This is a genomic window from Streptomyces rugosispiralis (genome assembly GCF_024505145.1).
Classification (GTDB): domain Bacteria; phylum Actinomycetota; class Actinomycetes; order Streptomycetales; family Streptomycetaceae; genus Streptomyces; species Streptomyces rugosispiralis.
In genome coordinates this window covers 23,212-48,255 of sequence record NZ_JANIAA010000045.1, presented here as the reverse complement: position 1 = coordinate 48,255, position 25,044 = coordinate 23,212, and the positions used below count along the sequence as shown (strand labels likewise).

General features: G+C 69.4%; 20 protein-coding genes and 1 pseudogene. 10 read left to right on the top strand and 11 right to left on the bottom strand.

Going from position 1 to position 25,044, the window contains the following annotated elements; translation table 11 throughout:
• Window positions 1-44 precede the first annotated feature (44 nt).
• From NP777_RS39960 to NP777_RS39945, 4 genes and pseudogenes are all read left to right on the top strand, one after another.
• Window positions 45-323, top strand: coding sequence for a hypothetical protein (locus tag NP777_RS39960; protein ID WP_256655078.1), 279 nt, complete (start codon window positions 45-47; stop codon window positions 321-323).
• Window positions 320-1,333, top strand: a complete 1,014-nt coding sequence (locus NP777_RS39955; RefSeq protein ID WP_256655077.1) for an ATP-binding cassette domain-containing protein — start codon at window positions 320-322, stop codon at window positions 1,331-1,333. Before NP777_RS39960 ends, NP777_RS39955 begins: the two co-directional genes overlap by 4 nt.
• Complete coding sequence (locus NP777_RS39950; RefSeq protein ID WP_256655076.1) at window positions 1,330-2,115, top strand: ABC transporter permease; 786 nt, start codon at window positions 1,330-1,332, stop codon at window positions 2,113-2,115. The genes NP777_RS39955 and NP777_RS39950 overlap by 4 nt, the downstream gene beginning before the upstream one ends.
• Window positions 2,116-2,182: 67 nt before the next feature.
• Window positions 2,183-2,704: pseudogene (locus NP777_RS39945) on the top strand (transposase).
• A gap of 9 nt (window positions 2,705-2,713) precedes the next feature.
• On the opposite strand, the gene NP777_RS39940 reads toward NP777_RS39945, so the two are convergent.
• The 4 genes from NP777_RS39940 to NP777_RS39925 form a co-directional block, all read right to left on the bottom strand.
• Complete coding sequence (locus NP777_RS39940; protein WP_256655075.1) at window positions 2,714-3,901, bottom strand: MFS transporter; 1,188 nt, start codon at window positions 3,899-3,901, stop codon at window positions 2,714-2,716.
• Window positions 3,902-4,033: 132 nt separating this feature from the next.
• A complete protein-coding gene (locus NP777_RS39935) occupies window positions 4,034-4,630 on the bottom strand; it encodes a TetR/AcrR family transcriptional regulator (protein WP_256655074.1) in 597 nt (198 codons plus the stop codon).
• A 524-nt stretch (window positions 4,631-5,154) separates the two neighbouring features.
• Complete coding sequence (locus tag NP777_RS39930; RefSeq protein ID WP_256655109.1) at window positions 5,155-5,580, bottom strand: EamA family transporter; 426 nt, start codon at window positions 5,578-5,580, stop codon at window positions 5,155-5,157.
• 539 nt (window positions 5,581-6,119) lie between these two features.
• A complete protein-coding gene (locus NP777_RS39925) occupies window positions 6,120-6,713 on the bottom strand; it encodes a DinB family protein (RefSeq protein WP_256655073.1) in 594 nt (197 codons plus the stop codon).
• A 117-nt stretch (window positions 6,714-6,830) separates the two neighbouring features.
• On the opposite strand from NP777_RS39925, the gene NP777_RS39920 reads away from it, so the two are divergent.
• The 3 genes from NP777_RS39920 (at window position 6,831) to NP777_RS39905 (ending at window position 10,361) form a co-directional block, all read left to right on the top strand.
• Window positions 6,831-7,094, top strand: a complete 264-nt coding sequence (locus tag NP777_RS39920) for a hypothetical protein (RefSeq protein WP_256655072.1) — start codon at window positions 6,831-6,833, stop codon at window positions 7,092-7,094.
• Window positions 7,095-7,998: 904 nt separating this feature from the next.
• Window positions 7,999-8,511 (top strand): phosphotransferase, encoded by a 513-nt coding sequence (locus tag NP777_RS39915; protein ID WP_391858667.1) that lies wholly within the window; start codon window positions 7,999-8,001, stop codon window positions 8,509-8,511.
• Window positions 8,512-9,239: 728 nt separating this feature from the next.
• Complete coding sequence (locus tag NP777_RS39905; protein WP_256655107.1) at window positions 9,240-10,361, top strand: MFS transporter; 1,122 nt, start codon at window positions 9,240-9,242, stop codon at window positions 10,359-10,361.
• A gap of 377 nt (window positions 10,362-10,738) precedes the next feature.
• Here NP777_RS39905 and NP777_RS39900 read toward each other — a convergent pair whose 3' ends face one another.
• From NP777_RS39900 to NP777_RS39890, 3 genes are all read right to left on the bottom strand, one after another.
• On the bottom strand, window positions 10,739-12,196 hold the full coding sequence (locus NP777_RS39900; RefSeq protein WP_256655071.1) for a short-chain fatty acid transporter: 1,458 nt from the start codon (window positions 12,194-12,196) through the stop codon (window positions 10,739-10,741).
• Window positions 12,193-12,645 carry a hypothetical protein gene (locus NP777_RS39895; protein ID WP_256655070.1) on the bottom strand — a complete coding sequence of 151 codons (453 nt, stop codon included), beginning with the start codon at window positions 12,643-12,645 and terminating at the stop codon, window positions 12,193-12,195. Before NP777_RS39895 ends, NP777_RS39900 begins: the two co-directional genes overlap by 4 nt.
• Window positions 12,646-12,862: 217 nt before the next feature.
• The gene (locus tag NP777_RS39890) at window positions 12,863-16,249 is read right to left on the bottom strand and encodes a molybdopterin-dependent oxidoreductase (protein ID WP_256655069.1); all 3,387 of its coding nucleotides are present in this window, start codon (window positions 16,247-16,249) and stop codon (window positions 12,863-12,865) included.
• A 237-nt stretch (window positions 16,250-16,486) separates the two neighbouring features.
• Here NP777_RS39890 and NP777_RS39885 point away from each other — a divergent pair, with 237 nt between their 5' ends.
• Both NP777_RS39885 and NP777_RS39880 read left to right on the top strand, forming a co-directional pair.
• Window positions 16,487-17,152, top strand: a complete 666-nt coding sequence (locus NP777_RS39885; protein ID WP_256655068.1) for a tetratricopeptide repeat protein — start codon at window positions 16,487-16,489, stop codon at window positions 17,150-17,152.
• Window positions 17,153-17,188: 36 nt separating this feature from the next.
• Window positions 17,189-17,848, top strand: coding sequence for a class I SAM-dependent methyltransferase (locus NP777_RS39880; protein ID WP_256655067.1), 660 nt, complete (start codon window positions 17,189-17,191; stop codon window positions 17,846-17,848).
• A gap of 136 nt (window positions 17,849-17,984) precedes the next feature.
• Here NP777_RS39880 and NP777_RS39875 read toward each other — a convergent pair whose 3' ends face one another.
• From NP777_RS39875 to NP777_RS39865, 3 genes are read right to left on the bottom strand one after another with little or no spacing between them, the layout of a single operon-like run.
• Entirely contained in the window at window positions 17,985-19,586 is a 1,602-nt protein-coding gene (locus NP777_RS39875; RefSeq protein WP_256655066.1) for an N-acyl-D-amino-acid deacylase family protein, read from the bottom strand.
• Window positions 19,587-19,637: 51 nt separating this feature from the next.
• Window positions 19,638-21,056, bottom strand: a complete 1,419-nt coding sequence (locus NP777_RS39870; protein ID WP_256655065.1) for a Na+/H+ antiporter NhaC family protein — start codon at window positions 21,054-21,056, stop codon at window positions 19,638-19,640.
• A gap of 1 nt (window position 21,057) precedes the next feature.
• Complete coding sequence (locus NP777_RS39865) at window positions 21,058-22,491, bottom strand: diaminopimelate decarboxylase (protein WP_391858668.1); 1,434 nt, start codon at window positions 22,489-22,491, stop codon at window positions 21,058-21,060.
• 154 nt (window positions 22,492-22,645) lie between these two features.
• On the opposite strand from NP777_RS39865, the gene NP777_RS39860 reads away from it, so the two are divergent.
• Window positions 22,646-23,671: an Lrp/AsnC family transcriptional regulator gene (locus NP777_RS39860; RefSeq protein WP_256655064.1), complete on the top strand. Its 1,026-nt coding sequence runs from the start codon at window positions 22,646-22,648 to the stop codon at window positions 23,669-23,671.
• 92 nt (window positions 23,672-23,763) lie between these two features.
• Here the strand turns inward: NP777_RS39860 and NP777_RS39855 are convergent, their stop codons facing one another.
• Window positions 23,764-24,387, bottom strand: coding sequence for a TetR/AcrR family transcriptional regulator (locus NP777_RS39855; protein ID WP_256655063.1), 624 nt, complete (start codon window positions 24,385-24,387; stop codon window positions 23,764-23,766).
• Between the last annotated feature and the right edge of the window lie 657 nt (window positions 24,388-25,044).

The following is a 25,044-nucleotide window of genomic DNA, read 5'->3' as shown; positions in this document are numbered from 1 at the left end:
TCGTCCTTGACCTTGCCCTTGGGGCAAGGTCGCAGGCTGGTTTCATGACCGCTCACGACTTCGATGAAGACACCCTTCGCGCGCTCGCGGACGAAGGCAACGAGACCGCACTGGACCGTCTCGCCGACCTCGCCGACGCCCGCGGTGACCTGGACGAGCTGTCGGAGCTGCTCGATGAGGGCAGCCGGCACGCCGGGCGACTGCTGACCCGCCGTGCCGTCGAACGGCGCGATCCGCGCGAGCTGCAGCGGCTCTCCGACGCCGGAAGCAAGGACGCCGAGACGGAGCTGGAACGGCTCCTCGGCGACGGGTGTCAGTCGTGACCAGTGACGTGTCCGGACCGGCGCCGGCATCGTCGCGGGCCGGTGCGGCCGCACCCGCGATCGTCGCGACAGGCCTGAGCAAGGCGTTCGGGAAGAAGGTCGCCCTGGACGGCGTCTCGCTCACGGTGCCGCGCGGGTCGGTGTTCGCCCTGCTCGGCCCGAACGGGTCCGGGAAGACGACTCTGGTGCAGGTGCTGTCCACCCTCCGCCTCCCCAGCGCCGGAAGCGCTGAGGTACTCGGCCACGATCTGCGCACGGCACCCGCCGAGGTGCGGGCCGGGATCGGAGTGACGGGCCAGTTCTCCGCCGTGGACAGCATGCTCACCGGGCTGGAGAACCTGCTGCTGATGGCGAAGCTCTACCACCTCGCCCGTGACGAGGGCGAAGCCCGGGCGCGCAGTTTGCTGAAACGCTTCGACCTCAGCGAGGCCTGGTCCCGACCCCCGTCGACCTACTCCGGCGGGATGCGGCGGCGGCTCGACATCGCCATGACCCTGATGGGCGACCCGGCGCTGATCTTCCTGGACGAGCCGACCACCGGGCTCGACCCGCGTAGCAGGCAGACGATGTGGCAGATCGTCCGCGAGTTCGTCGCCGAGGGCGTGACGGTGTTCCTCACCACGCAATATCTCCAGGAAGCCGACGAGCTCGCCGACCAGATCGCCCTGCTCGACCACGGCCGCGTCGTCGCCCACGGCACTCCCGCCGAACTCAAACAACACGCACCCGGCGCGCACATCACCCTGCGCTTCGCGACATCCGCCGGCCTCCACGCCGCGGCCCGCTCGGTCCCGGGCAGCACCCCGGACGCGGACGCGTTCACTTTGCGGTGCCCGATGGCAGCCGACGGCGGGGCGGTCAAACGAGTCCTCGACCGGGTTCCCGACGGCCTGCCCATCGAGGACATCACTGTGCACACGCCAGACCTGGACGATGTGTTCTTCGCCCTCTCCGGCACCACCCCGCAGACCCGTACCGAGGACACCGCGCGGACCGGAGATCACCGATGACGCTCGCCACCGCTGCCCAAGACTCCTCCGCCATGGTCGGCCGGGAACTGCGACACCTACGCCGCTACCCGCTGTTTCTGGTCGCCTCCGTCGCCCTGCCGGTGCTCATGTTCGTGCTGTTCGTCTACGTCTTCGGCGACTACGTGGGAGCCGGCCTATCCGGGTCCGGCAGCACCCTCAGCTATGTGGGCTTCCTCACCCCCGGCATCCTCGTCATGACCGTCGCCGCCGGAGCCCTGCCCTCCGCGGTCAGCGTGTCCACCGACATGTCCGAAGGCATCATCGACCGGTTCCGCACCATGCCCCTTGCCCGCGGCGCTGTCCTGATCGGACACGTCGTCGGCGGCATCTTCCGCACCGTCCTCGCGGCCATTCTGCTCACCCTGGTCGCCTTGTTCGTCGGGTTCCGGCCCGCCGGCGGCCCCCTCGCCTGGCTCGCCGCCGCCGGGATCATCCTCGCCTTCGCCTTCGCGCTCACCTGGCTCGCTGTTGCCATCGGCCTCGCGGCCAAGACCCCCACCGGCGCCAACAGCATGACCCAGATCATCTCCACCGTCCTGCCGTTCCTGTCCAGCGCGTTCGTGCCCACCGAGTCCATGGCCGTCGGCATCCGCTGGTTTGCCGAATATCAACCCTTCACCCCCGTCGTGGGCAGCGTCCGCGCGCTGCTGACCGACACCCCGGTCGGCAACAGCGTGGTCTTCGCTCTCGCCTGGTGTGCCGTCATCGCCGTCGTCGGCTACGCGTGGGGCCTCCGCTCCTTCCGCACCAAGACCGCATGACAAGGCCACTGAACGCCTGAAACGCCCTCATGAGGCGTGATCGACAGGCTGTATGTCCATGACGATCATGGAGCGATTGGTCCCGGACGGACTGTGGGAGTTGCTCCAACGGGTGGTGCCGGTCGCACCGGTCCGGCGACAAGGCGGTGGCCGTCGACGCTACGGCGACCAGGAGGTACTGGCGGCAATCATGTTCGTGGCTGCCTCCGGCTGCACTTGGCGGCAGACAAAAGGGGGAACTGACGGGCCCGAATCCCGTAGACCGGGGCAAGAAAGGATCGAAGATCCACTTGGTTACCGAGCGGACCCGCGTCGGCGCCGCCCCGCCAAACTCCACGCCGACAAGGGGTACGACTACGACCACCTGCGGAGGTGGCTTCACAGCCGGCCCATCACACCCCGTATCGCCCGTAAGGGCGTCGAGTCTTCGACTCGACCCGGGCGACACCGGTGGACGGTCGAGCGCACCGTGAGCCGGCTGGGCGGCTTCCGTCGGCTGCATCGCCGTTACGAGCGCAAGGCCGAGCACTTCCTGGCCTTCACCGGCATTGCCGTAGCCATCATCTGCTACCGCCGCCTTGCCGAATGACGTGACCGCTCACACTCGTTCTGCCTCTTCGGCGGGGTATGAGGCAAGGCCTGTTGTGGGGGTGGAGCGGCGGGCAAGATCGGGCAGGACGGTGGCCAGGCCGGCCACCGCCATGGCCGCGCCCAGCCAGAGCGGGGCGCGCAGACCCCAGGTGTCGATCACGGCTGCGCCGATGGAGGAGCCAAGGATGATGCCGAGGGTGATGAAGGAGGAGTGGACGGTGTTGACCAGCGGGCCGGCGTTTCCGGTGCGCTGGACGCGGGTCACCATGGCCGGGTTCATGGTGACGCCGACCAGGCCGATGCCCATCATGCAGATGACGGCCGGTGCGGGCAGGTCGGCGAGCAGGGCGAAGCCGGCCAGGAACACGGCGTTGAGGACGAGGCCGATGGCGAGGACAGGGACGGTGTGGCGGTCGGCGAAGCGGCCGACAATGTTGTTGCCGACGACGGTGGCGGCGCCGTAGGCGATCAGCAGGACGGGGACGGTGCCGGTGGAGAAACCGGTGACGTCGATGAGGATGGGGTTGAAGTAGCTGAAGGCGGAGAAGGTGGCGCCGATGATGAGCGTGCTGGTGGACAGCACCAGCCACAGCTTGGGCTTCTTGAAGACGCCGACCTCCTGTCCGAAGCCGCCGCCGCCCTCGGCGCGCTCGATGCGGTCCACGCCGAACAGGGTCGTCACGGCGGCGATCACGGTGATGGCGGTGATGGTCCAGAACGCCGCACGCCAGCCGAACCGCTCACCGACCAGGGTGGAGAGGGGCAGTCCGAGCAGAGTGCCGAGCATGAGGCCGTTCATCGCGACCGCGATCGCACGGCCGCGGATTTCGGGGCGGGTGATCTGGGCACACATCGAGATGCCCACACCGAAGAAGGCCTGCGAGGCGATGCCGGTGATGATCCGCGCGGCCATCATCGTGGCGTAGCCGGTCGCGGTGGCCGCCAGGACGTTGCCCGCCAGGAAGATGACGAACAGCACCATCAGTGCCGTCCGCGGCGGGAGTTTCATGACCGCCACGGTGAGGAACGGCCCGCCGGCCGCCATGGCCACCGCGAACGCGGTGATGAGGTATCCGATCTGCGGGATGGTGGCGTTCAGGCCGTCGGCCATCTGCGGCATCAGTCCGGCGACCACGAACTCGCTGGTCACCATGGCAAAGATGCCGAGTGCCAGGACGTATACGGCACGGGGCACGGTTCGGTCTCCTTTGGGGACGCCGCCACCGGCGTGGGAGCCGGGTGGCGTGATGATGAAGGGTTATGAATCGATCAGTTCAAAACTTGGGCATGGGCAAGCACCGCCCTGGGCGGAGCGTGGGTCAGCGGGTCAGTGGGTCAGTGCGTCGAGGGCGACCTCGGCGATCGACTCCAGCGCGGTCCGGTCGGCGCCGCCCTGGCTTGAGATGCGCATGCCGCCGATCGCCGCGTTGATGAAGCGGGCGAGTGCTCCGGCGTCCCGCTGGGAGGTGATGCTGCCGTCCCGGCGGCCTTCGTCGATCACCGCGCGCAGCACCGCGAGTCTGCGGGCGGTGTCGCGCTCCAGCATCCCCGCCGCCCGGCTGTCGCGAGCGGCCAGTTCGACCGTGGTGTTCACGGTCAGGCAGCCCAGACTGCGGCCGCCGGCCCGGTGCTCGGTCTCGCCGTCGACGACCATGGCGAACAGGGCTCGGATGCGGTCGGCGGCGCTGTGTCGAGTGTCCTCCAGGGCGGCCAGCTGGGCGGTGGCCATGGTATCGATGTAGTGGGCCAGCGCACGCTCGAACAGGTCGTGCTTGCTCTTGAACGTGTTGTAGATGCTGCTGCGCCCCAGTCCGGTGGCTTCGCACAGGTCCTGGGTGGAAGTGGCCTCGTAGCCTTTCTCCCAGAACGTGCGCATCGCCGCGTCCAGGGCCCGCTCCTCGTCGAACATCCGCGGTCGGGCCATGATGTCACCCTAGCCGTTTTAGATCGGTCGATGCAATACATGCATGCAAGCCTCCCCTTCACTGCCGCCTTGGGCCCACTGGCGCGGAGCGAGCCGGCGGGACCGAAGCCCCTCTTTCTGAACGCGACGCCCGCGCAGCCCTCCCGTCGCCAAATGCAACGACCTCTAAGCCATCCGTGGAGGTGTTCGCAAGTCGTGCGCACCCAGTCCCTGGCGGGCAACGCGACCGCCTGACGAAAGATCTGCGGCATTCACACCGACCCGTGATGAAGTCGGTCGAGCGCGTCAAGGGCCCTGGCAGTTCCCAGCGCGCGTCGATCTCCCCGACTTCCGCGGGAGCAACGTCCTTCACCGTATCCACTATCGGTCGACCGGCCCGGAGGGCTTCCGGTGTGAACCGTGATGTGTCCGGGGTGGCGACAGAACTGCTGGTCTCAAAGAGACCGGGCTCGGGCCGGCCAACGGCCCGGCCCGCGTCGCAGTGCGTCTCGTGGGTCCCTGCCGGGAGCAGCACCAGCTCCCGCTCACCAGTGCGCCGGGACGGAGGGGCGACGGGGCCGTGTCATCACGGCGAGGCCGATGAGAACGACGGCAAGGCCGAACCAGCGGATGGGTGTGAGGGTCTGGTCGAGCCAGGCGGCGGCGATGACAGCGGCGGCAGCGGGGTCCAGCAGGGAGATGGTGACGGCGGTGGGCGCACCGAGGTGATGGATGCCGTAAGTGAACAGCAGGTAGCCCACGGCGGTGGTGACCGCACCGATGTACAGGACGCTGATCCCGGCGCGAAGGTCTCCACCGGCCCACGCCAGGCCACTGGGCAGCCAGGGGATGAGAAGGAACGCGCCGACGCCGAAGGAGGTGGCGGTGGCGGTGACGGCGCCATGCCGCCCGGCGACAATCTGCAGAGCGCTCGCCTGCCCCGCGTAGAGAAGGGCTGCGAGAAGAGCCAGCGCGGCCCCCGGCAGGCTGAAGGTGGTGTGCTCACCGGGAAGCGCTACGAGGGACTATGCCTGTGATGGCAATGGCGGTTGCGACGGCCCAGGCCGCAGTTCGGCGATGTGGAAGGACCGACCGGAAACCTGGCGGTAACCGGCCCCAGGGTGCCCCAGATGACAGCACACAGCGCGGTGGCCACGGCGGCCCGCCCTCGCTGAGTGCAATCTTCGCCACGCACGCGGCACGCGGACGTGGGCGCGTCGAAAGCCAGCTCATCGTCCTGGGTTCGTCGAGTGAACACGGAGTCCTCGTTGGCGTATCGGGATTCGAACGGTGACGGGTGAGCCTGACCGTCAAGCGGAGAGGCGGGGGCCCGACTTCGGCGGCCGGCGTCGCCGGACTGCGGCTGATCCTCTACGCACAGAAGGTCCCCACCGTCAGCCAACTCACCGTCAATGACGTCCACGTCGACGGCGACACCGTCACGACCACGTTCGGCAGCTCACCCATCGTCCTCCCTGCACCACTGACCACGGCCCTCGCACGAACGACTTCAGCTCTGCTTGGCCTGAGCCTCCTTGGCGGACGCCTCGAGTCGGTTCCAGTAATCCTGGTACCACGCCTCGTCGCCGCCATCCATGTTGCTGTTGCCCTCCCGCATCCCGACCTTGCCGTCGATCAGCTCGCGGACGATGTCGGCGTGGCCGGCGTGCCGGTTCGTCTCGGCCGTCATGTGCAGCATGATTCGCTGAAGCGTCACGTCTCCGCTGTCGCCCCACCATGCGACGTGGCCCATCGCGTCGAGCGGCAGCGCCTCGATCGTCGCGTCCGCGTGCGCCCAGGCGCGGTGGTAGAGGCTGAGAACATCCTCACGCGACTCGTCGGTGGTCGCCCACATGTCCGAGTTGGCCTCGGCTCCCTCCTCGTGCCAGGGAAGCGCTTCGTTGTGCGGGCGGTCGAAGGTCGGGCCGAAGTACCCGAACTCGACGCTGGCGAGGTGCTTGACGAGGCCGAGGAGGTTGGTGCCAGTCGGCGTCAGGGGGCGGCGGATGTCGTACTCGGACAATCCATCCAGCTTCCAGATGACGGCTTCGCGGGCCGCTTTGAGGTAGCGGTGCAGGTCGTCTTTAGGATCATTGGGCTTCATGGGCCCGAGTCTCGCATCACCTGCCGACAGCGGTCGCGTGAGTTTTGCCCGGTGCCCAGGAAACATCAGCCGACGGCTGGGGCCGTCCACACCGCGAACCGGCCACTGATCGAGGCCATGGACCATCTCTTGGGCGGCGCCCCCCAGCACAGCGACGGCAGGCCCACCATCGCCTCCCTGGCCCGCGAGCCGGGCATCTCGCGGGCGACCGCCTACCGGGCCGACGAGATCTTGGAATCCTTCCGGCAGCGGGTCGCCGAAGGCTGCGAGTTCTCGGCCCAGCAGCAGCGGACTGCCGCTGGATGGGCGGAGGAGGTGGTCCGGCGTGGGGCCTCGGATGCCGTGGACGGTGGCGTGGCCATCGGGGCGGCCAGTTCGTGAAGGAACAGGAACTCACCGTCGGCCTGGCCTCCGGGTCAGGCTCCAGAAGTCGGGGTGCCGGGGCCCGGTGGGTGCCGGGAAAGGGGGTGAGGCCGCTGGCCGGGGGTCGCCTTCGGGGGTGCAGTGGAAGATCGCTTCGATGCGATGTGGGCCGGCCTCGGTGTCGGCGTGTTCGTGGTCGACGCCGATGTACTCGCGCAGCCACAGCGTCTTCTCGACGATGGCGGGCAGACCGGTCTCTTCGTGAGACCGACGACGGCGAGGGCACATAGCCGCAGGCCCGTACAGTCGAGGGAGATCCGGCCCGGAGCCCCCACCCATGGCTCCGGGCCGGACCGCCTTGTGCGCGATGGTGAGTCGAGGCGTCAATGAGCCGACCGCCTCACCGACGCCGAGCGCAGAGCCGTCTCCCCCGCTGGTGTGGACCTACGCGAGCCCTTCCTTACGGCCGCGTCGACTCACCTCGAGCGTCCGGGTCCACCTCACGCGGACCTGGAGCGTGTCCGGCTCTCGTACCAGTACGACTCCTGACAAAAGTGGTGGGCTTGACCTCGTCAGAGGTCGTGTCGTGCACGAGGCCGCCGGGTAGCGGGCGCGTTCAGCCGCGTAATCGCACGCGAGAAACCTGGCGACGTCGGCGATCACCCCCGGGATACTGGTCGCCCATGGATGAGGTCAAAGTCGTCGTCGCCCATTCCGAGCGTGCGACTCTGCGCGTCGGCGACGTGTTCCTGAAGGTGGACTCCGATCAGGCGCGCATCGACGTCGAGGTCGAGGCGATGTCCCTCGCGCCGGTCCCGACCCCGGAGGTCCTGTGGCGTAAGCCGCCCGTACTCGCGATCGCCGCGGTCCCGGGGACGACGCTCGGGCGCCTCGGCGGGCCGTCGACCGGGTCGCCGGCGGCGTGGGCCGCGGCGGGCGCCGCCATCCGGAAGCTGCACGACGCGCCGCTGCCGCCCCGGCCCGGCCGGGCCGGGCCGGGCGGAGCATCGTCGCGCTGGCGGCGGAACTCGACGACGAGTGCGAGTTGCTCGTGACGAACGGCGTCCTGCCCGCCGACCTGGTCACCCGCAACCGCCAGGTCGCCGAGGCCGCGCTCCGGCCGTGGACTCCCGCGTTCACACACGGCGACCTGCAGATCGCGCACGTCTTCGTCGACGGCGACGAGGTCACCGGCATCATCGACTGGTCCGAGGCGGGCCAGGGTGATGCCCTGTACGACCTCGCCACCTTCACGCTCGGACACCAGGAGCACCTCGACGACGTCATCGCCGGCTATGGCACCGACATCGACCTCGACGTGATCCACGCGTGGTGGTCGTTGCGAAGCCTGCTGGCGGTTCGCTGGCTGATCGAGCACGGCTTCGACCCGTCCGCACCGGGCTGTGAGGTCGACGTTCTGAGATCCCGGATGTGAGGCCGCGCGGGCCCGACGAGTGCCGATCGAACGCGGTGCGCGGAGTGGTAAAGGCGACTCCGGTGAGCGCATAAGACGCGTGAGAGGCAGCATATGAGCGGTGGGAACGCGGCGGCGTCATTGACCGCGCCACCAGTGGGGCGAAGAAGAGCGGTCCGGTGGTGGCCCGGTGGAGTGATCTCTTCAGGAGCGGCACGTTTTGGTGGTCGGCGCACGGTGGTCGGCTTCTTGCGACCGCGTCGGTGACAGTCGGGGCGATGTGCGCACGGTCGGTCGCGCGGCGCGAAGCGACGACTTCGCTTCCCGGGGGCTCAGTGCTTCGTCCGCGATGACGTCGGTGACGCTGCCCGGTCCGGCGATGTAATGCTCCACGGCGCGCCTGAACAGTTTCCCTTGGAGCCGTAGGCGCCGTAGCGGCTCGCGGAGGACAGCCCTGTCGCCTCGTGGAGTTGTGCGAGCGACGTGGCTTCGCAGCCCTGACACCAGAAGAGCGGCATGGCCGCTTCGAGGACGACAGGCTCATCGAAAGTGCGGGGACGGCCGACGGGTGGCGCTGAGCACCCCCAGAAATACGGATTGAACGATCCACTTTTGACCCGGCGAGCCGCCGGTGTCAATATGAGATCGATCAATCCATAAATATCGAGGAGACGTCCCCCGTGGCCACCACACCTCTTGCCCCGCCCCCCACCCATGCCCGACAAGGCCTTCCCGTGCCGGCACTGGCCATGATGGCCTGCACCGGATTCCTCGTGATCATGACTGAGACGCTGCCGGCCGGTCTGCTGCCTCAGCTGGCATCGGGACTCCAGGTCTCCGAGGGCGGCGCGGGCCAGTTGGTCAGCGCCTATGCGCTCGGCACGGTGCTCGCGGCGATCCCCGCGGCCGCGCTGACCCGCGAGTTGCGGCGGCGGGGCCTTCTCCTGGCCGGCCTCGGGGGATTCCTGGCGACGAACGCCGTCACCGCCCTGGCGCCCTCCCTCACCCTCGCCCTGGCAGCCCGCTTCGTCGCGGGAGCCTTCTCCGGCCTGCTGTGGGGCATGCTCGCCGGTTACGCACGCCGCATCGCGGCACCCGAGCACGCCGGGCGGGCCCTGGCCGTCGCCATGGCCGGAACCCCGGTGGCACTGTCCGTCGGGACGCCTCTGGGGGCATGGCTCGGCAGCACACTCGGCTGGCGATGGTCTTTCGCCGCGATGTCACTGCTGGCGGCGTTGATCATGATCGCTGTCCGCGCCGTAGTGCCCGACGCCCCGGGACAGCGCGCACAGACGCGGATGCCACTCCGGCGAGTGTTCGCATTTCCCGGGGTGCCCACCATCCTGGTGGTCGTCTTCACGTGGATGCTCGCCCACAACCTTCTCTACACCTACATCGCCCCCTACCTGCGGGAGTCGCACCTCCCGCTCCGCCCGGACCTCGCGCTGGTCGCCTTCGGCGTCGCCGCTCTCATCGGGATCTGGATCACCGGCCTGTTCATCGACCGTGCTCTGCGCAGGCTCACGCTGGTGAGCGTGGCACTCTTCGCCGTCGCCGGGGCGATTCTCCTGGCCGCCCAGGGTTCTCTCTCCTGCGCACTCCTCGCCATCGCTCTGTGGGGAGTCGCCTTCGGTGGCGCGGCAACCCACCTGCAAACAGCCATGAGCGCGGCAGCCGGTGAGAACGCCGATATAGCGAACGCGATGCTCACGACCGCCTTCAACGCCGCGATCTTCGGCGGTGGAGCCCTCGGGGCGGTCGTCGTCGACGGTCTTGGCGCCCGAACGCTTCCGGCAGTACTGATCGTCCTCGCCCTCATCGCGCTCGTCGTCGGCTTCGGCCGACGCACGGCCTTCCCCGTGAACACATGAGCGCGGACGAACGGACAGCAACCCCCGGTCATGGGGGTCTCCTGTTCGGCCGGACGGAACCGCAGCCGGACCGGCCCGGGCCCCAGTCCGGAGGCGAACCCCGCGGTACGGGCCGACCGTTCCACCGAGGGCTGCGGCCAGGAGGCCGCCGACCGCTCTCCCCTCAGCAGCGCGGCTGGGTCCGCGTCCACATGACGGGATCGGCCGAGCCCGCCCGCGACTCCCGAAGGTTCCGGAACACCGGCCAGACCCGAGAGGCCGTCCCAACAGTGTTCCGGAACCTGTCCGCCGCCCCCCAACAGGCAAAGGCTCCCTGGCAGTTGCGGAGCCCCAGCCGAAACGGCACCGGACAGCCGGGCACAGGTTGAAACTCAGGCTCAGGGCTGGACGGGCGGGTGGTAGGGCAGCGTGGTGGACAGCAGGGTGAGCAGGCCGAGCACAATCGGCAGCAGGGCGACGAGGTAGAGGAAGGTGTAGCCGACGATATCGCGGGCCTTGAGGCCGAGGACGCCCAGCAGCGGGAGCATCCAGAACGGGTTGATGAGGTTGGGGAGTGCTTCAGCCGCGTTGTAGACCTGGACGGTCCAGCCAAGGTTGACATTGAGGTCATTGGCGGCCTGCATGACGTAGGGCGCCTCGATGATCCACTTCCCGCCGCCGGAGGGGATGAGGAACCCCAGGATGATGGAGTAGCCGCCCATCATCAGTGGGAAGAGGGCCGAGGATCCGACGCCGGTGAAGGCTGAGGCCAGGTAGTGGGACAGGCTGTCGCCCGAGCCATTGGTGGCCTTGGTCATGATGGCGGCGATACCGGCGTAGAAGGGGAACTGGATGAGCACGCCGGCCGTGGCCGGAACCGCCTTGGTCACCGCCGCGAGGAACCGGCGCGGGCGCCAGTGCAGCAGCATGCCGAGCGTCAGGAAGAGCAGGTTGTAGGTGTTGAGTGCGGAGATCGCGACGATGGGGTCCTTGTCGGCGAACTCCTGCACGGCCCATCCGGCGACGAGGGCGACGACGACGAAGGTGAGCAGAGGGCTGTACTCCAGCCACTCCCCCGGCCGGGTGCGGGGCTGGTCGTCTTCGACGGGGTCGCTGGGGTCAATGCCGAGGTCGGCCGCGGTGCGCACGCTGTCGCCACGTGGCGCGGTGAGGTAGGCGATGGACACGCACACGACGATCACGACAGCCGCGAGGGTGAGTGACTGCCAGGTGAAGATGGTCTCCCGGAAGGGGATGACGCCGGTGATCGGCAGCAGGGAGGGTGGCAGGCTCTCCGCGTTGGCCTGGAGCTGAGCGGCTGAGGAGCTGAGACCGAGCGCCCAGCTACCGCCCAGGCCGAGGTATGCGGCTGCCGAGGCGGCCCGGTAGTCGATGCGCAGATCGCCGCGTTCGGCCAGGCGCCTGACGAGCAGGGCGCTGAAGATGAGGCTGAAGCCCCAGTTCAGCAGGGCGGAGGTGAGGCTGATGGCGGCGACCATGGCGACGGCGCCCCGCTCTGTGGCGGGGACTTGGGCCAGGCGGGTGATGACTCGCTGGATGGGGCGGGCGGTGGCCACGACGTAACCGCCGATGGCGACCATGGCCATCTGCATGGTGAAGGGGATCAGGTCCCAGAAGCCGTCGCCGAAGACAGAGGCGACCTTTGCGGGGCCCGATCCGATGCTCATTGCCGCGATGGCCACGATGGCCACGGTCAGGAGTGCGAAGACGAGGGTGTTGGGGAACCACCGTTCGGCCACGGCCGCGCTGCGGGTAGCGGCGCGGGCGAGGAATCCATCGCGTGGCGGTCGCTGAGGTGCGGAGTCGTCGCCCCCTTTGGGCCTCTGCTCGATCATGTTGGCTCCTGGCAGGTGTGGGCCCGGGGGGACGGACCGGGTGAGCGGTGGACCGCCGAGGTGGCGGTGAGGTCGGTGAGTGCGCTGCCGACCGCGTTGAAGACGGTGATCCCTTCCTGGGTACGGCGGCCGGGGATGGTGCCGGCGCACAGGTCGGGCAGGGTGCCGGCGATGTCGTCCGGGGTGAGGAGTCCGGCACCGATGGGCTGAGTCAGATCACCGGACTCGTGCGGGGCCTGTGGCGTGTCGATGAAGATGGTGCCGCGGCATACGCACTGGTCGTCAGCCTCTCGCATGGTGGGGCGAAAGCTGCCGACGAGGTCGAGATGGGAGCCGGGTTCCCGCCAGTCACCCTTGATCACGGGCCCGGTGGCAGGGGTGGCACAGCTGATGATGTCGGCTTCACCGGCCGCGGGAGCCAGGTAGGCCTCGGCGACGAGACTGCTCACATGCCGTGCTCACGATGGGACCAGGCGGGCATCAGCAGGATGGTGGCGCCGGTGTCGGTGTCGGTGTCGACGGTGTGGTGGTGGCGGGCAGGAGTGTTGGGGCCGGGAACGAAGCCTTACCGGAACGCGGGGACGGGGTCGTGGAACGGCGGTGCGCTGATGGTCTGTTGGGCGTCGATGTTCAGCATCGTTGTCTTTCGATCAGACGGTCAAGCGGTCAGGCGTCGAGAGTGACGTCGGTCACGGGCACGGCCTGACAGGTCAGGCACTGGTCGTCGGCCAGGTCCTCCGGGCGGGTGACCAGATGCGCGACCTGCCCGTCCAGAACGGTGATGGCGCAGCTTTCGCACTGGCCCAAACGGCAGCCGCTGGGCAGGCGGATCCCTTCCCTCTCCGCCAGTTGCAGCAGCGTGCCGTCTTCTCCGCGCCAGGTGATCTCGCGGTTGGCGCGGGTGAAGCGGACGGTGGCCTGTGCGCTGTCGGGGATGTCGACGCGCTGTGGGGCGGCGTGGAACTTTTCGGCGAAGATGTCGAAGCGTGGCACGCCCCGGTCGACAAGGCCGGCGGTGATGTCGGAGAGCATGCTCTCCGGTCCGCATAGGTAGAACCGGGCGCGGTGTTCGATGAGTCGGGCATCGACATCGGCGGCGCTGACGCGTCCGAAGTGGTGGTAGTCGCGGCCGAGGGCGTCGTGGGGTTCCGGTCGGCTGTAGTGGGTGTGGACGCGGAGCCGGGGGACGATGTCCCGTAGTTCGCTCATACGGTTCCGGAAGGCGTGTGAGGTGGAATTTCGGCTGCCATAGTGCAGTACGACCTCGGGGACGCTGCCGCCGCCGCGGGCCAGCGTCTCGAGGTAGCCGATGAACGGCGTGATCCCGATTCCGGAGGCGAGGAGCACGACCGGCCGACCGATGTCGGGCGGGATGGCGAACAGCCCTGCCGGCGCCGTCAGTCGCACGCGCTTCCCCGCACGTGCGGTCGCGTGCACCTGGCCGGAGACCTGTCCGTCCGGCAGGCGGCGCACGGCGATGCTGTACGACGTGCGGTCCTTGTCCTGCGCGGGGCCGGTCAGGGAGTAGCAACGTGCCGGTGATCGCTCCGCGGCCGCGGGGCCCGTGGTGGGGAAGCTGAGGGTGATGTGCTGGCCCGGCCGGAAATCGGGCAGTTCCGAACCGTCGGCAGGTTCCATGCGCAAGGCCAGGACATCGGCTCCTTCCGGTACGACGGAGACGATGGTGAACTCCTTGGTTCCCTCCCAATGAGACGTCACGATGGGCTGGATGTCGCAACTGCTGGACCTCATCGGCACCGACCCACTGATCGGGTCGCGTACGTCGTCGCCGATGAGGAGGTTGTAGTTGCTGCCCGTTTCGTCATAGGGATCGAAACTCGGCAGTGCCAGGTCCGCGGCCTGCTGCCACCAGCCGTATTCGGCGCATACGACGTCATCGTGCAGATCGTGGTCGATACGTGCGCGCATGCGGATCATCCCCATGCGCGTGGACAGCGCCACCCATTGGCCATCGCGGATGTCGCGCCGCTGTGCCAGTGCCGGGCTGATGTCGACAGTGGGTTCCGGGCTGCGCTTGCGCAGAGAGGACAGTCCCCGGTGCTGACTGTGGCAGAAGTAGCCGTTCTTCGCGCAGGTCAGCGACAACGGGTAGCGGGAGTCGGGTCCGGTACCGGGCGCGGAATGGACGGGGACGGCGGAGTAGCCGTGCAGCGCGAGCCGTTCCGAGTACAGCTCGACCCGTCGGGTCGGCGTGGCGAACCCGGTGACCTGGCCGTCTTCCGCGCTCTGGGCGTACTTGCGATAGACCGTCTCGAGGGGGACCCGGAGGCCGCGAGGATGGCGGCGGAGTTCGTCGACGGTCAGGCCCAGGGGCTCGAGCTGGTGATTCCAGCCGTCCGTGACGTCGCCGTCGAAGAAATCGGCGCCCATACCCAGACGCCGAGCGAGGTCGAAGACGACTTCGGTGTCGGAGCGGGACTGCCCCACCGGCTCCACCATGCGCGGCCGGAGCTGGACGTGTTCCTGGGCCCGCCGGCTGATCTCGAATCCGGCCCTGATCGCCTCGTGTTCCCAGGGGCTGTTGACCGGAAGCACGATGTCGGCGAACTGGGAGGTGGGGTTGGGGAAGAGGTCGAGGTGTACGTAGAAGTCGAGGTCGCGAAGAGCGGCGGCCGTGCGTCGCGGATCCGGCTGTGAGAGCACCAGGTTGCTGCCGAATCCGACCAGGGCTCGTACCGGGTACGGATCCCGCGACAGGATCGCGCGGCACAGATCCCGGCCGCTGATCCAGCCCTGGGCGGGAGGGCCGAGCGGGTGTTCCGCCATGCCGAGGGCCTTGGCCCGCTGGCCGTGTGGGAGCTGGGTAAGGTCGGTGGCCGGATTCAGGGCGTGCCGCGGCCATATGACGTTGCCTCCGGGCGCGTCGTAGCTGCCGGTCAGCGCGTACAGCGTGGCGATGGCTCGCTCGGTCTGGGTGGCATTGGCGTGTTGCCCGACGCCGGTCCACGCGTGGTAGGACACGGACCGTGCCCGGATGAGTGCGTCGGCGAAGGCGGTCAGCTCCGCTGGGTCGATGCCGGTGGTGCGGGCGGTTTCCTCCACATTCCATGGCCGGCAGGCGTCGCGGTATCGCTCGAAGGCGGGCTCGCAGTCGACCGCGCCGGTGCGTGTGCGCACTCGATGGGTGCCGCGCAGGGCGAAACGGCCGGGGTTCCGCGCGGCGCGGAGAGTGTCGTACGGCCGCCAGGTGTCGTCAACGGTGTCCCAGACGACGTAACCGTCGAGATCCGGATCAACCTCTTGGGCACGCAGAAAGCGTCCCGTGTCACGGCGAACGAGCAGGGGAGCGTTTGTCCAGCCCCGAACGAATCCGTCGTCGTAGCCCTGACGTTCCAGCACGAGCCGGGCGATGCCCAGGGCCAGGGCCGCGTCCGTACCAGGACGGACACGCAGCCAGTGATCCGCTTCCAGCGCACTGCTCGAGCGGCGGGGGTCGATGACCGCCAGGCGGGCTCCATCGGCTCGGGCTTGGGCGAGGGCCGCCGACTGAGCCAGCCATGTCTTGGCGGGGTTGTGCCCCCAGAGCACGGCGAGGTCCGTTGCGGCGAAGTCCGCGGTCGGCAGTGAACTTCCGAACGTGAAGGCGTGGGCCCAGTCCTTGTGCCAGTTGCAGACTTCGGTGGAGTAACAGGTGTTGGGGCTGCCGAAGAGGCGGATGAAACGCTCGATCCAGTCGATGGAGTCCGACAGTGGGGTACCGCTGGGCGACGTCACGGCGAAGGCCACGGCTTCCGCGCCGTCCCGAGCCTTGATCCGTCCCAGTCTTTCGGCGGTCTCACTCAAGGCTTCCTCCCAGCCGATGGGCTCCCACTTGGGGTCCGGATCGGTCTTGGGGGTGGTCCGCCGAAGCGGCTGGGTCAGGCGGTCCGGGCTGTGCACGATTTCTGGTGCCGCCCGTCCTTTCGGGCACATCGCCGCACCCGTCGGATGCTCGGGGTCGGGCCGCACTCCCCGCAGAGCGCCTGCCTCGATGGTGTAGACGGCACCGCATCGAGAGCGGCACAGCGTGCAGTATCCGTGCTTCTCAGTCATCATTACTCCTGAGTAACCGACTACCGGCCACCGGTTGCCGGTAAGACGTTATCCCGGTCGGATCTCCCCGGATACCAAGGCCTGCCGGACCAGGGCGAGCCTGGTGGCCACGACCAGAGCCGGCTGTACGGCATCGAAGCACTCGCGGAACGGGGCCCGGCCCGACAGCGTCTCCCCTGCTCGCGATCGCCGACCGCGAGCCTCTTCCGGCCCAGATCACCGGGCCGTGCTGACCACTTGCCCCACGCCTCCGCGCTGGCCCGCACGATGGCCGCCTTCCTCGACCAGGAGGGCCACTGGGCCGAAGCCATTGCCCTGCACCAGGCCGCCGCCCACGCTGCCCACACCCTCAACTCCCCTGACGCCGAAGCCCACGCCGTCCTGGACCTGGGCTGGGTACGGCGGCGGACGGGTGACTATCCGGAGGCCGCCCAGTTGGCCCAGCGGGCCTACGGCCGCTACCACACCCTCGACAACCGCCAGAACGAAGCCTGGGCCCTACTCGAGTTGGGCCAAATCAGCAGAGAGACGAGGAACTATGTCAAGGCTGCTGATCTTCTGGAGCGCTCCCGCGCCCGGTTCCACGAACTCGGTGACCGTAAAGGCGAGGCTGAGGCCCTCGCCGCCGCCGGGGACCTGCAGGCCGCCACCATCGGACCGGGGCCCGCGCTCGCCACCTACCAGCAAGCCCTCACCCTGGCCCGCCAGATCAACAGCCCCCTGGACCAGGCCCACGCGCTCGAAGGCACCGCCAACTGCCACGCCACCCTCCGCCACCACCGCGAGGCCGTCCAATCCCTGGCGGAAGAGGGAACGAACCACAGCACTGAAAGATCACCGGAGGGGTGTGATGGCCGGGTGTCTACGGCGGTGGATGTCGCGCGGGTCAACTCAAGGTCGTGACACGGCCTGTCGGTCCTCTGGTCTAGGGTCGCCCGCATGGCTGAGCCCTCGTTTCTGACCGCTGTGCGCGAGTCGTACGACACCGTTGCCGCTGACTACGTCGAACGCGTCCCGCCTCCAGCCGCGCTGGACCCGCTGTCACGTGCGATGCTGGCGGGGTTTGCCGAGCTCGTGCGGACGGCTGGTCCGGGGCCGGTCGCGGATCTGGGATGCGGCCCCGGCCGCGTGACGGCGCACCTGGCCGGGCTGGGAGTGTCCGCCTTCGGTGTCGATCTGTCACCGAAGATGATCGGGCTGGCCCGGCGCGCCTATCCGGACCTGCGGTTCACCGAGGGCTCGATGACCGCGTTGGAGATCGGGGGCGACGAACTCGGCGGCGTCCTGGCCTGGTACTCCACCCACCACACTCCCCCGCAGTGGCTGCCGGCGGTGTTCGCCGAGTTTCACCGCACGCTCGCGCCCGGCGGCTACCTGCTCTGGGGAGACTACGTCGGCGATGAACGGCTGCAGCCGACCCAGGGCTATGGCCGTCCGGTGTCCTACGAGTCGTACCTCCTGCCACTGGAGCGCGTGGTCGGCCTGCTGGAGCAGGCCGGACTCCTCGTCACCGCGAGGCTGGAGCAGGAGCCCGGCGGGCGGGTGAACAGACCGCACGCCTGCCTGCTGGCCCGCAAGCCCGCACCAATTCCGATATGACCGGAGATCAACAGCAGGTCACGGATCACCATGCCGATCACGAACATGACCGCGGGTTCGGCACTGAGCACGGGCGCCGAGCGAACGGTGTCCGGATGAGTTGGCCCGGGACGTAGACGCCTGGCCGACTTCGACATCACCGTCGCGCGGCCGTCTTGCGAAGCACCATGCCGGGGCGGTGCGCGGTGAAGGCACCGTCGCGCAGTACGGGGCGGCCGTTGACGAGGACGTGGCGGGTGCCCTCGGCGTAGCAGAGCGGTGCGTCGTATGTGGCGGTGTCGCTGACCGTCTTGGGATCGAAGACGGTGAGGTCGGCGACCGTGCCTTCGCTCACGGTGCCCCGGTCGGTGAGGCCGAGGCGGGCCGCGGGCAGTGCGCTCATCTTGCGGATGGCGTCCTGGAGGGTGAGGATCCGGCGGTCGCGGGTGTACCGGGCGAGGACCCGGGCGAACGTGCCGAAGTGACGGGGGTGGGGGTGGCCGTCGGTGGCCGTGTCCAGTTCCCAGCCGTCGCTGACGACTGCGCTCAGGGGGTGGCGGAGCACTGTGTCCACATCCGCCTCGGACATGGCGTGGTTGACGATCCAGACCTGAGCCTGGTGGGCACGCAGCACGTCGAGGGATGCCTCGGCTGGGTCGCGGCCGGTGGCGACGGCGATGTCCTGGACCGTGCCGCCCACCCATGAGGAGTAGCGGCCCGGTGGCATCGCGGCGATGACGGTGCCTTCGGGCAGGAAGGTGTGTCCGGTCTTCGCCCGGAGTTCCGCGGCGATCGCCTCGCGGGTCTTCGGGTTGTCCAGTCGGGCGAGGAGCGCGTCGAGGCCGCCGTCCAGCGCCCAGTCGGGAAGGCGGGAGGTGAGTCGCGTGGAGGACGCGGCGTAGGGGTAGACGTCGCAGGCCACGTCGAGTCCTTCCGCGGCGGCGGACTCGATGAGGGCCAGCGCCTCGTGCACCTTGCCGTGGTTGGCGGGGCCCATCGCCTTGAGATGCGAGACCTGGAGGCGCACGCCGCTGCGCCGGGCGGTGTCCAGGGCTTCGGTCACGGCTTCGACGAGATGGTCGCCCTCGTCGCGGATATGGGTGCTGTAGAGCAGCCCGGCCCGCCGGGCCTCGGTGGCCAGCGCCACGACCTCGTCCGTACCGGCGAACGATCCGGGGGCGTAGATGAGCCCGGTGGACAGGCCGAACACTCCCTGTTCGGCGGCCCGGACGAGGAGTGCACACATGTGGGCGGTCTCGTCGGCCGTCGCGGGGCGCAGTTCTGTGCCGACCGCGGCGATGCGGAGGGCCGAGTGGCCGACGAGGGCGGCGAGATTGACGCACGGTTCGGCCTGCTCCACCGCGTGTGCGAAGCCGGCGAAGTCTTCCCAGGGCATCTCGGCGCTGCTACTGCCGCCGCGGGCGAGCGTGGTGTCCAGCGCGTGGCGGCGTTCCGGGGTGATGGGGAAGGGGGAACTGCCGCAGTTGCCCGTGACGATGGTGGTGACGCCCTGTCTGACGCACGCTTCGGCGCTGGGCGTGTCGCATACGGTGAAGTCGGCGTGCGAGTGCAGGTCGATGAAGCCGGGTGCGACGACGTGGCCGGTGCAGTCGAGCACCTCCCGCGCGGTGGCGCCTGGCGCGGCCCGGCCGAGGAGGACGATACGGTCGCCGCGGATGCCGACATCGGCCCGTCGGGTGGGGCCGCCGGTGCCGTCGATGACGGTGCCGCCGACGGCGAGTACATCGAATTCGTACAACGTGCTTCCTTCGCGGTGGAATGCGGTGCGGGTACCTGGGAGCCCAGCCGGTCAGAGGAGCAGGGCGAGGATGAGGGCGTACATGGCCGCTGCCGGGATGAGGAGCGTCCAGCCCACCGTGAGCAGCGTCCTCAGCCGGGTGCCTTCGGCGAAGCCGAGAGCGGCCATCATGTTCGCGTTGGGGTAGGGGCCGTAGGTGTCGGCCTTCGATCCCCACAGGTAGGTCACCGCCCAGGCGGCGGGCGTGAGGCCGATGCTGGTGCCGAGCGGTCCGAAGACCTTGTTGAGCAACACCACGTGCGCGGCCGTGGCCCCCGGGACGCCGAGCCAGCCCAGGAGCGCCACGGCGATCGCGAAGGGCAGCGGGGCCAGGCCGTGCAGCTGGGGGCCGAAGCGGTTTAGGAGGACCTCGTAGGGCTGGAGTTCGTTGACCGCCAGGAAGAACGCGGCGAGCATCCAGAACAGCAGGAACGTCTCGACCATGCGTGCCGCGCCCCGGCAGAACGCGTCGATGGTGTCCTTGACGGACAGTCCACCCGCGGCGGCGGTGAGCGCGGCCATGGTGGGCAGGGCCAGCAGCGGGAACGCGGTACCGGACTTGCCGGCGGTGGCATACCCGACGGAGACCACGAGCGCCACCGCGAACGCCCAGGTGGCACGCGCACCACGGGCTCCGGACGGCTCGTCGCCCGCGCCCGTGTCGATGTCCTCGTAGAAGTCGTCGCCGGCGGCCGCGGAGCGACGCTGGACGCGCGGGACGACGACGAGCGAGAGGGCCAGGGACAGGACGGCGAGCGGGCCCGCGCCGACGAGCACGTACGTGCCGTAGTCCAGGCCGGAGGCGTCGAGGATGGCGATGTTGGATCCGGCGAAGGGGGCGAGGGCCAGCCCCGCGCAGCCGCCGAGGAACATGACGGTCGCGGTCGTGGAGCGGGTGAGACCCGCGCGGGCCATCACCGGGACGACGATCGGGGCCGCGATGGCCAGCGCTCCGGCGAGGGTGCCCAGGGCGAACGTGAGGACCAGACAGGACAGCATCACGCCGAAGTGGATGGCGAGTTGGCTGTCCCGGCGGGCCATGCGCAGGATGCCGTGGACCAGGATGCCGGCCGCGCCGGTCTGCCGCAGCACCTCGCCCAGACCGGCGCCGAGCAGGCAGATGAGGCCGATGAGGGTGACGGTGTCGCCGAGCGAGGTGCCGAGGAGGGTGCCGACGTCGGTGGGTGAACGGTGGACGAGGAGGATCGCGGCCAGCAGGGAGACCACGGTGGCCAGCAGAAGGTTCATGCCGCACAGCGAGAGCACCGCGTACATGCCGATCGGGAGCAGGCCCCAGATCGTCGGCGCGTGGATGACGAAGCCGAGTACCAGCGCGGCGATCAGTCCCGCGACGGCGATGGCGTAGGGCGCGGCGGCCTTCGCCGCGGGCATGCGACGGACGGCCGTCGCGGGCTCTTCGGTCAGTGCCACGTCAGTCTCCTGTCGGTACGAGCCGCGCGTGGGCCGCGTCGCTGCCCGCCTCGCCGAAGTCGCCGAAGTCGCCGAAGAGGAGCGCGTCCGCCTGGTCGACGCCGCTTTCGGCGAGGATCTCGGCGAGGGTCTGCTCCCGTCGGACCGTGGCGAACCGCGGGGCCGGTCCGTGTGTGGTGAAGCCGTGTACGGCGGGCCGGGCGAGGCTGTTGTACGACCAGGGGGTGGAGAAGTAGTAGCCGCCGGTGTCCAGCAGCACCACGAGGTCGCCGGGCGCCAGCTCGGGCAGCGTGCGCCCGCGGGCGACGAGGTCCCCGGCGAAGCAGCACGGACCCGCGACGTCCTGAACGCGCTCGGGAGCATACTTGGGCCGGCCGTCGCGGTCGTACACGGCGATCCGCAGCGGCCAGGCATCCGGCATGAAGACGGTGCGGGTGGCGATGTGCGCGCCCGCGTGCGTCAGCGCGATACGGCGGCCACCGGTGTCCTTGGTGTACTCCACGACCGCGGCCGTGAAGCCGTTCTTGGCGACCAGGGAACGGCCGAACTCGGTGACCAGGTCGTAGCGTCCGGTGAGGAGTCCGGGAACCGCGGCGCGCAGCCGCCGGACGTAGGTCTCGTACGTCGGGCGGATCTCGTCGTCGTCGAAGTTGACCGGCAGGCCGCCGCCGATGTCCAGACTGGTCACCTGCTGCCGTCTGGCCGCCGCGTTGATCTCCTCGGCGAGTTCGAACGTGGCGCGCACCCCTTCGCCGATCAGTTCCAGGGAGCAGCCCTGCGAACCGACGTGTACGTGCAGCCGGGTCAGCCAGGGCCGCTCGGCGAACGTGTCGAGGACGCGCTGCCGTGCCCCGGGATCCCGCAGTGGCACGCCGAACTTCGAACTGGCCGAGGCGGTGCTCATCGCGTCGATGGCTCCGGCGCCGACCTGCGGGTTGATCCTCAGCCCGAGCACCGAGGCGCTCTCGCTGACAGCGAGCAGTTCACCGATGCGGTCCACCTCGGCGAAGTTGTCGGCGTTCACCGCCACTCCCAGCTCCAGCGCATGGGCCAGTTCGGCATGGGTCTTCGCCGGTGAGTCCAGCACGATGCGTTCCGGCGGGAAGCCGGCGGCGACGGCCTGGGCCAGCTCGCCGGGGCTGGCGACCTCGCACCCCATGCCGGACCGGGCGAGCAGCCGCAGCACGGGGACCAGCGACGCGGCCTTGACGGCGAACGTGTGCAGTACCGGCGCGTCGCCGAAGGCCCGGTGCAGGTCGCGCACGGACTCCTGGATCCCGTCCGCGTCGACGAACCCTGACACCACCTGGGCCGGGCCGACCAGACCGGACCGCACCGCCTCGCGTACGACCAGGTCGCGCCGCTGCCGGCCGGCTCCGCCGTCTTGGTCGCGCCGCCGCCGGCCGGGTCCGCCGTCCTGATCGGCTCTGGCAATCCTCACGATCTGTGACCTCCTCGATGACACCAAGCGGGTACGGGCCACCAGAATCGGCAGACCGCGTGGAGCGGCCGCCGATACGCAGCATTCCGTCACGACAGCCGGGTAAATCGGCACTGTCCACCACACGCACACCGTGATAAGCAGAGGCATGCCGCACGAATCCGTCGACGAGAAGGATCTGGAGCTGATCAACGCGCTCCAGCTCACTCCTCGCGCCTCCTGGGCCCAGTTGGGCCGGGCCCTCGCGCTCGACCCCGTGACAGTGGCGCGTCGTTGGCAGCGGCTGACCGAAGCCGGGCTGGCGTGGGTCACCTGTGTGGTCGGCCCCTCCCTGCACAGCGAGTTCTGCGTGGCGTACATCGAGATCGAGTGCGTTCCCGACCGGTTGGACGACACGGCCACCGCTTTGAGCGCCGAGCCCCAGGTGCACTACGTCCACCACCTCACAGGCTCGTACGGGCTACTGGCCATGGCGGCGTCGCGCACATCCGCGGAGGTGTCGGGCTACCTGCGCGGCTTGGTCGGGCGGCTGCCCGGTGTCCGGGCGTACCGGGCCGAGATGCGGACCGTGGGCTACAGCGAGCCGAGCCGGTGGCGGCTGCGCAGCCTTGAACGGTCGCAGCAACGCGCGCTGGAAGCGGGCCGCGCACCGTCCGCGACGGTGGGCGGTGCTCGGGTGGACGCCGTGGACCGGGAGCTGTACCGCCTGCTGCACGAGGACGGCCGTATGTCCTACGCGGAGCTCACCGAACGCGCCGGGATCAGCGAGCCCACGGCGCGCCGCCGTGTGAAGCGCCTGCTGGCCCACCGGTTGCTCCGGCTGCGTTGCGAGATGGCTCAGTCCCTGTCGGGCTGGCCGCACTCGGCCGTCCTGTGGGCGAGCGTGGCACCGCAGCACCTGGAGGCCACGGCGCGCTCGCTGGCCGCCCTCCCTGACGTACGCCTGTGCTGCGCCCTCACCGGAGAGCGGAACCTCCTGCTGATGGTCTGGCTACGGTCGCTCGGAGATCTGCCGCGGCTGGAGGCGACGATCACCGAGCGCTCCCGTCACCTCACCATCGTGGATCGGGCCGCGTGTCTGCACACCGTGAAACAGATGGGCCGACTACTCGACAGCGAGGGGCGCAGCATCGGGCATGTGCCACCCGATGTGGAGGTGTTCCCGAACACCTGAAGCGATCATCCCGCAGTGGGCGGAACGCCCAGTGCCGGGCTGGCCCGTGTTCTCCCGCTCCGGCCGAGGGGCCGAAATGGGTGTGCTCCGCTTCAGGCGGTCGGCTCCGCGGTGCCGTTCCTCGGTTGTGGCGCGACGGACGGCTGCTCCGCACAGTCGAGCCAGGCCGAGGCGAGGGCGCGGTCGAGGATTCGTTGCCATCCGGCCGGGCGGGAGGGCTCCCGGCTGGCCGTGCCGGCCAGCCACAGCAGGCGGAGCAGGTCGTCCTCGGTGAAGTCGGGTGCGAGCGACCCCTCCTGGTGTGCGTCACGCACCAGTTGCCGCCCCAGAGCGGTGGAGACCTCGCACACGCCCTGCACGGCGGTCGCGTCCGGGAAGCGGCGCAGGATCGCGTCGTTGAGGGCCGGGTCGTCCTGCTGCAAGGCGATCATCCCGCGCACGAACGCCTCCAGGCGTCCGCGGGCCGTGGGCTGTGCCTCCACGTCGGAGCGCAGGGACTGGAGGCGGTGGCCGGCGACGTCGGGAAGGACGGCGTTGATCAGGGCTTCACGGGAGCCGAACCGGTTGTAGAGGGTGCCGATGCTCACGCCCGCGATTTGGGCGATTTCGTCGAGCGGTGCGTTGAGCCCCTTCGCCGAGAAGACCTCCAGCGCCGCGGCGCGGAGCTTGGCGATGTTGTCGCGGGCGTCGCGTCGCAGGGCCTTCGGGCTGGTCATGTCTGGTCCCCTCGCATCTTGAACTCGGTCTCATGTTAAGTGTTACAGTCCACCTTGAGGCTCGACTCAACTTAACGGAGGAATCGTTCGCCGTGCTCGACGTCGCCGGGATGAACTACGGCGAGTCCCGCTACGGCTCGATCATGACCTCTTCCCCGACCGGGTCATCGTCGGAACGGAGACCTTCCCGACCGTCATCGGCCGCAACTGGGCGCTCGTGCGGCAACATCCGCACGTGATAGGTGATTTCACCTGGACGGGGCTCGACTACCTCGGTGAGACCGGCCTTGGCTCCGTCCGGTACGCGGACCAGACGGACCAGGGGAACGGGTTGACGGCCGGCTACCCCGGCCTGACAGCCAACTGCGGCGACCTCGACATCACAGGGCATCCCGTCCGGTGTCGTACTACCGCGAGATCGTCTTCGGGCGCCGGTCACCGAGGAGGCATTCGGCGCGCACGTCCGTCGGACGTTCGACGGACGCGCCCTCGCGGTCATCCGGCCGACGGCCGTGGGCACGATCACGGTCATCGCGGAAGCCGGGGGCTGCGAACCGGTGAGCCGTACACTCCACGTCACCTCGTCCGGGCGGCGGCGCACCACGGCCGGCACCGCACTGGAAGGGGCCGTATGACCGGCTCGCGCGCACTCGCCGC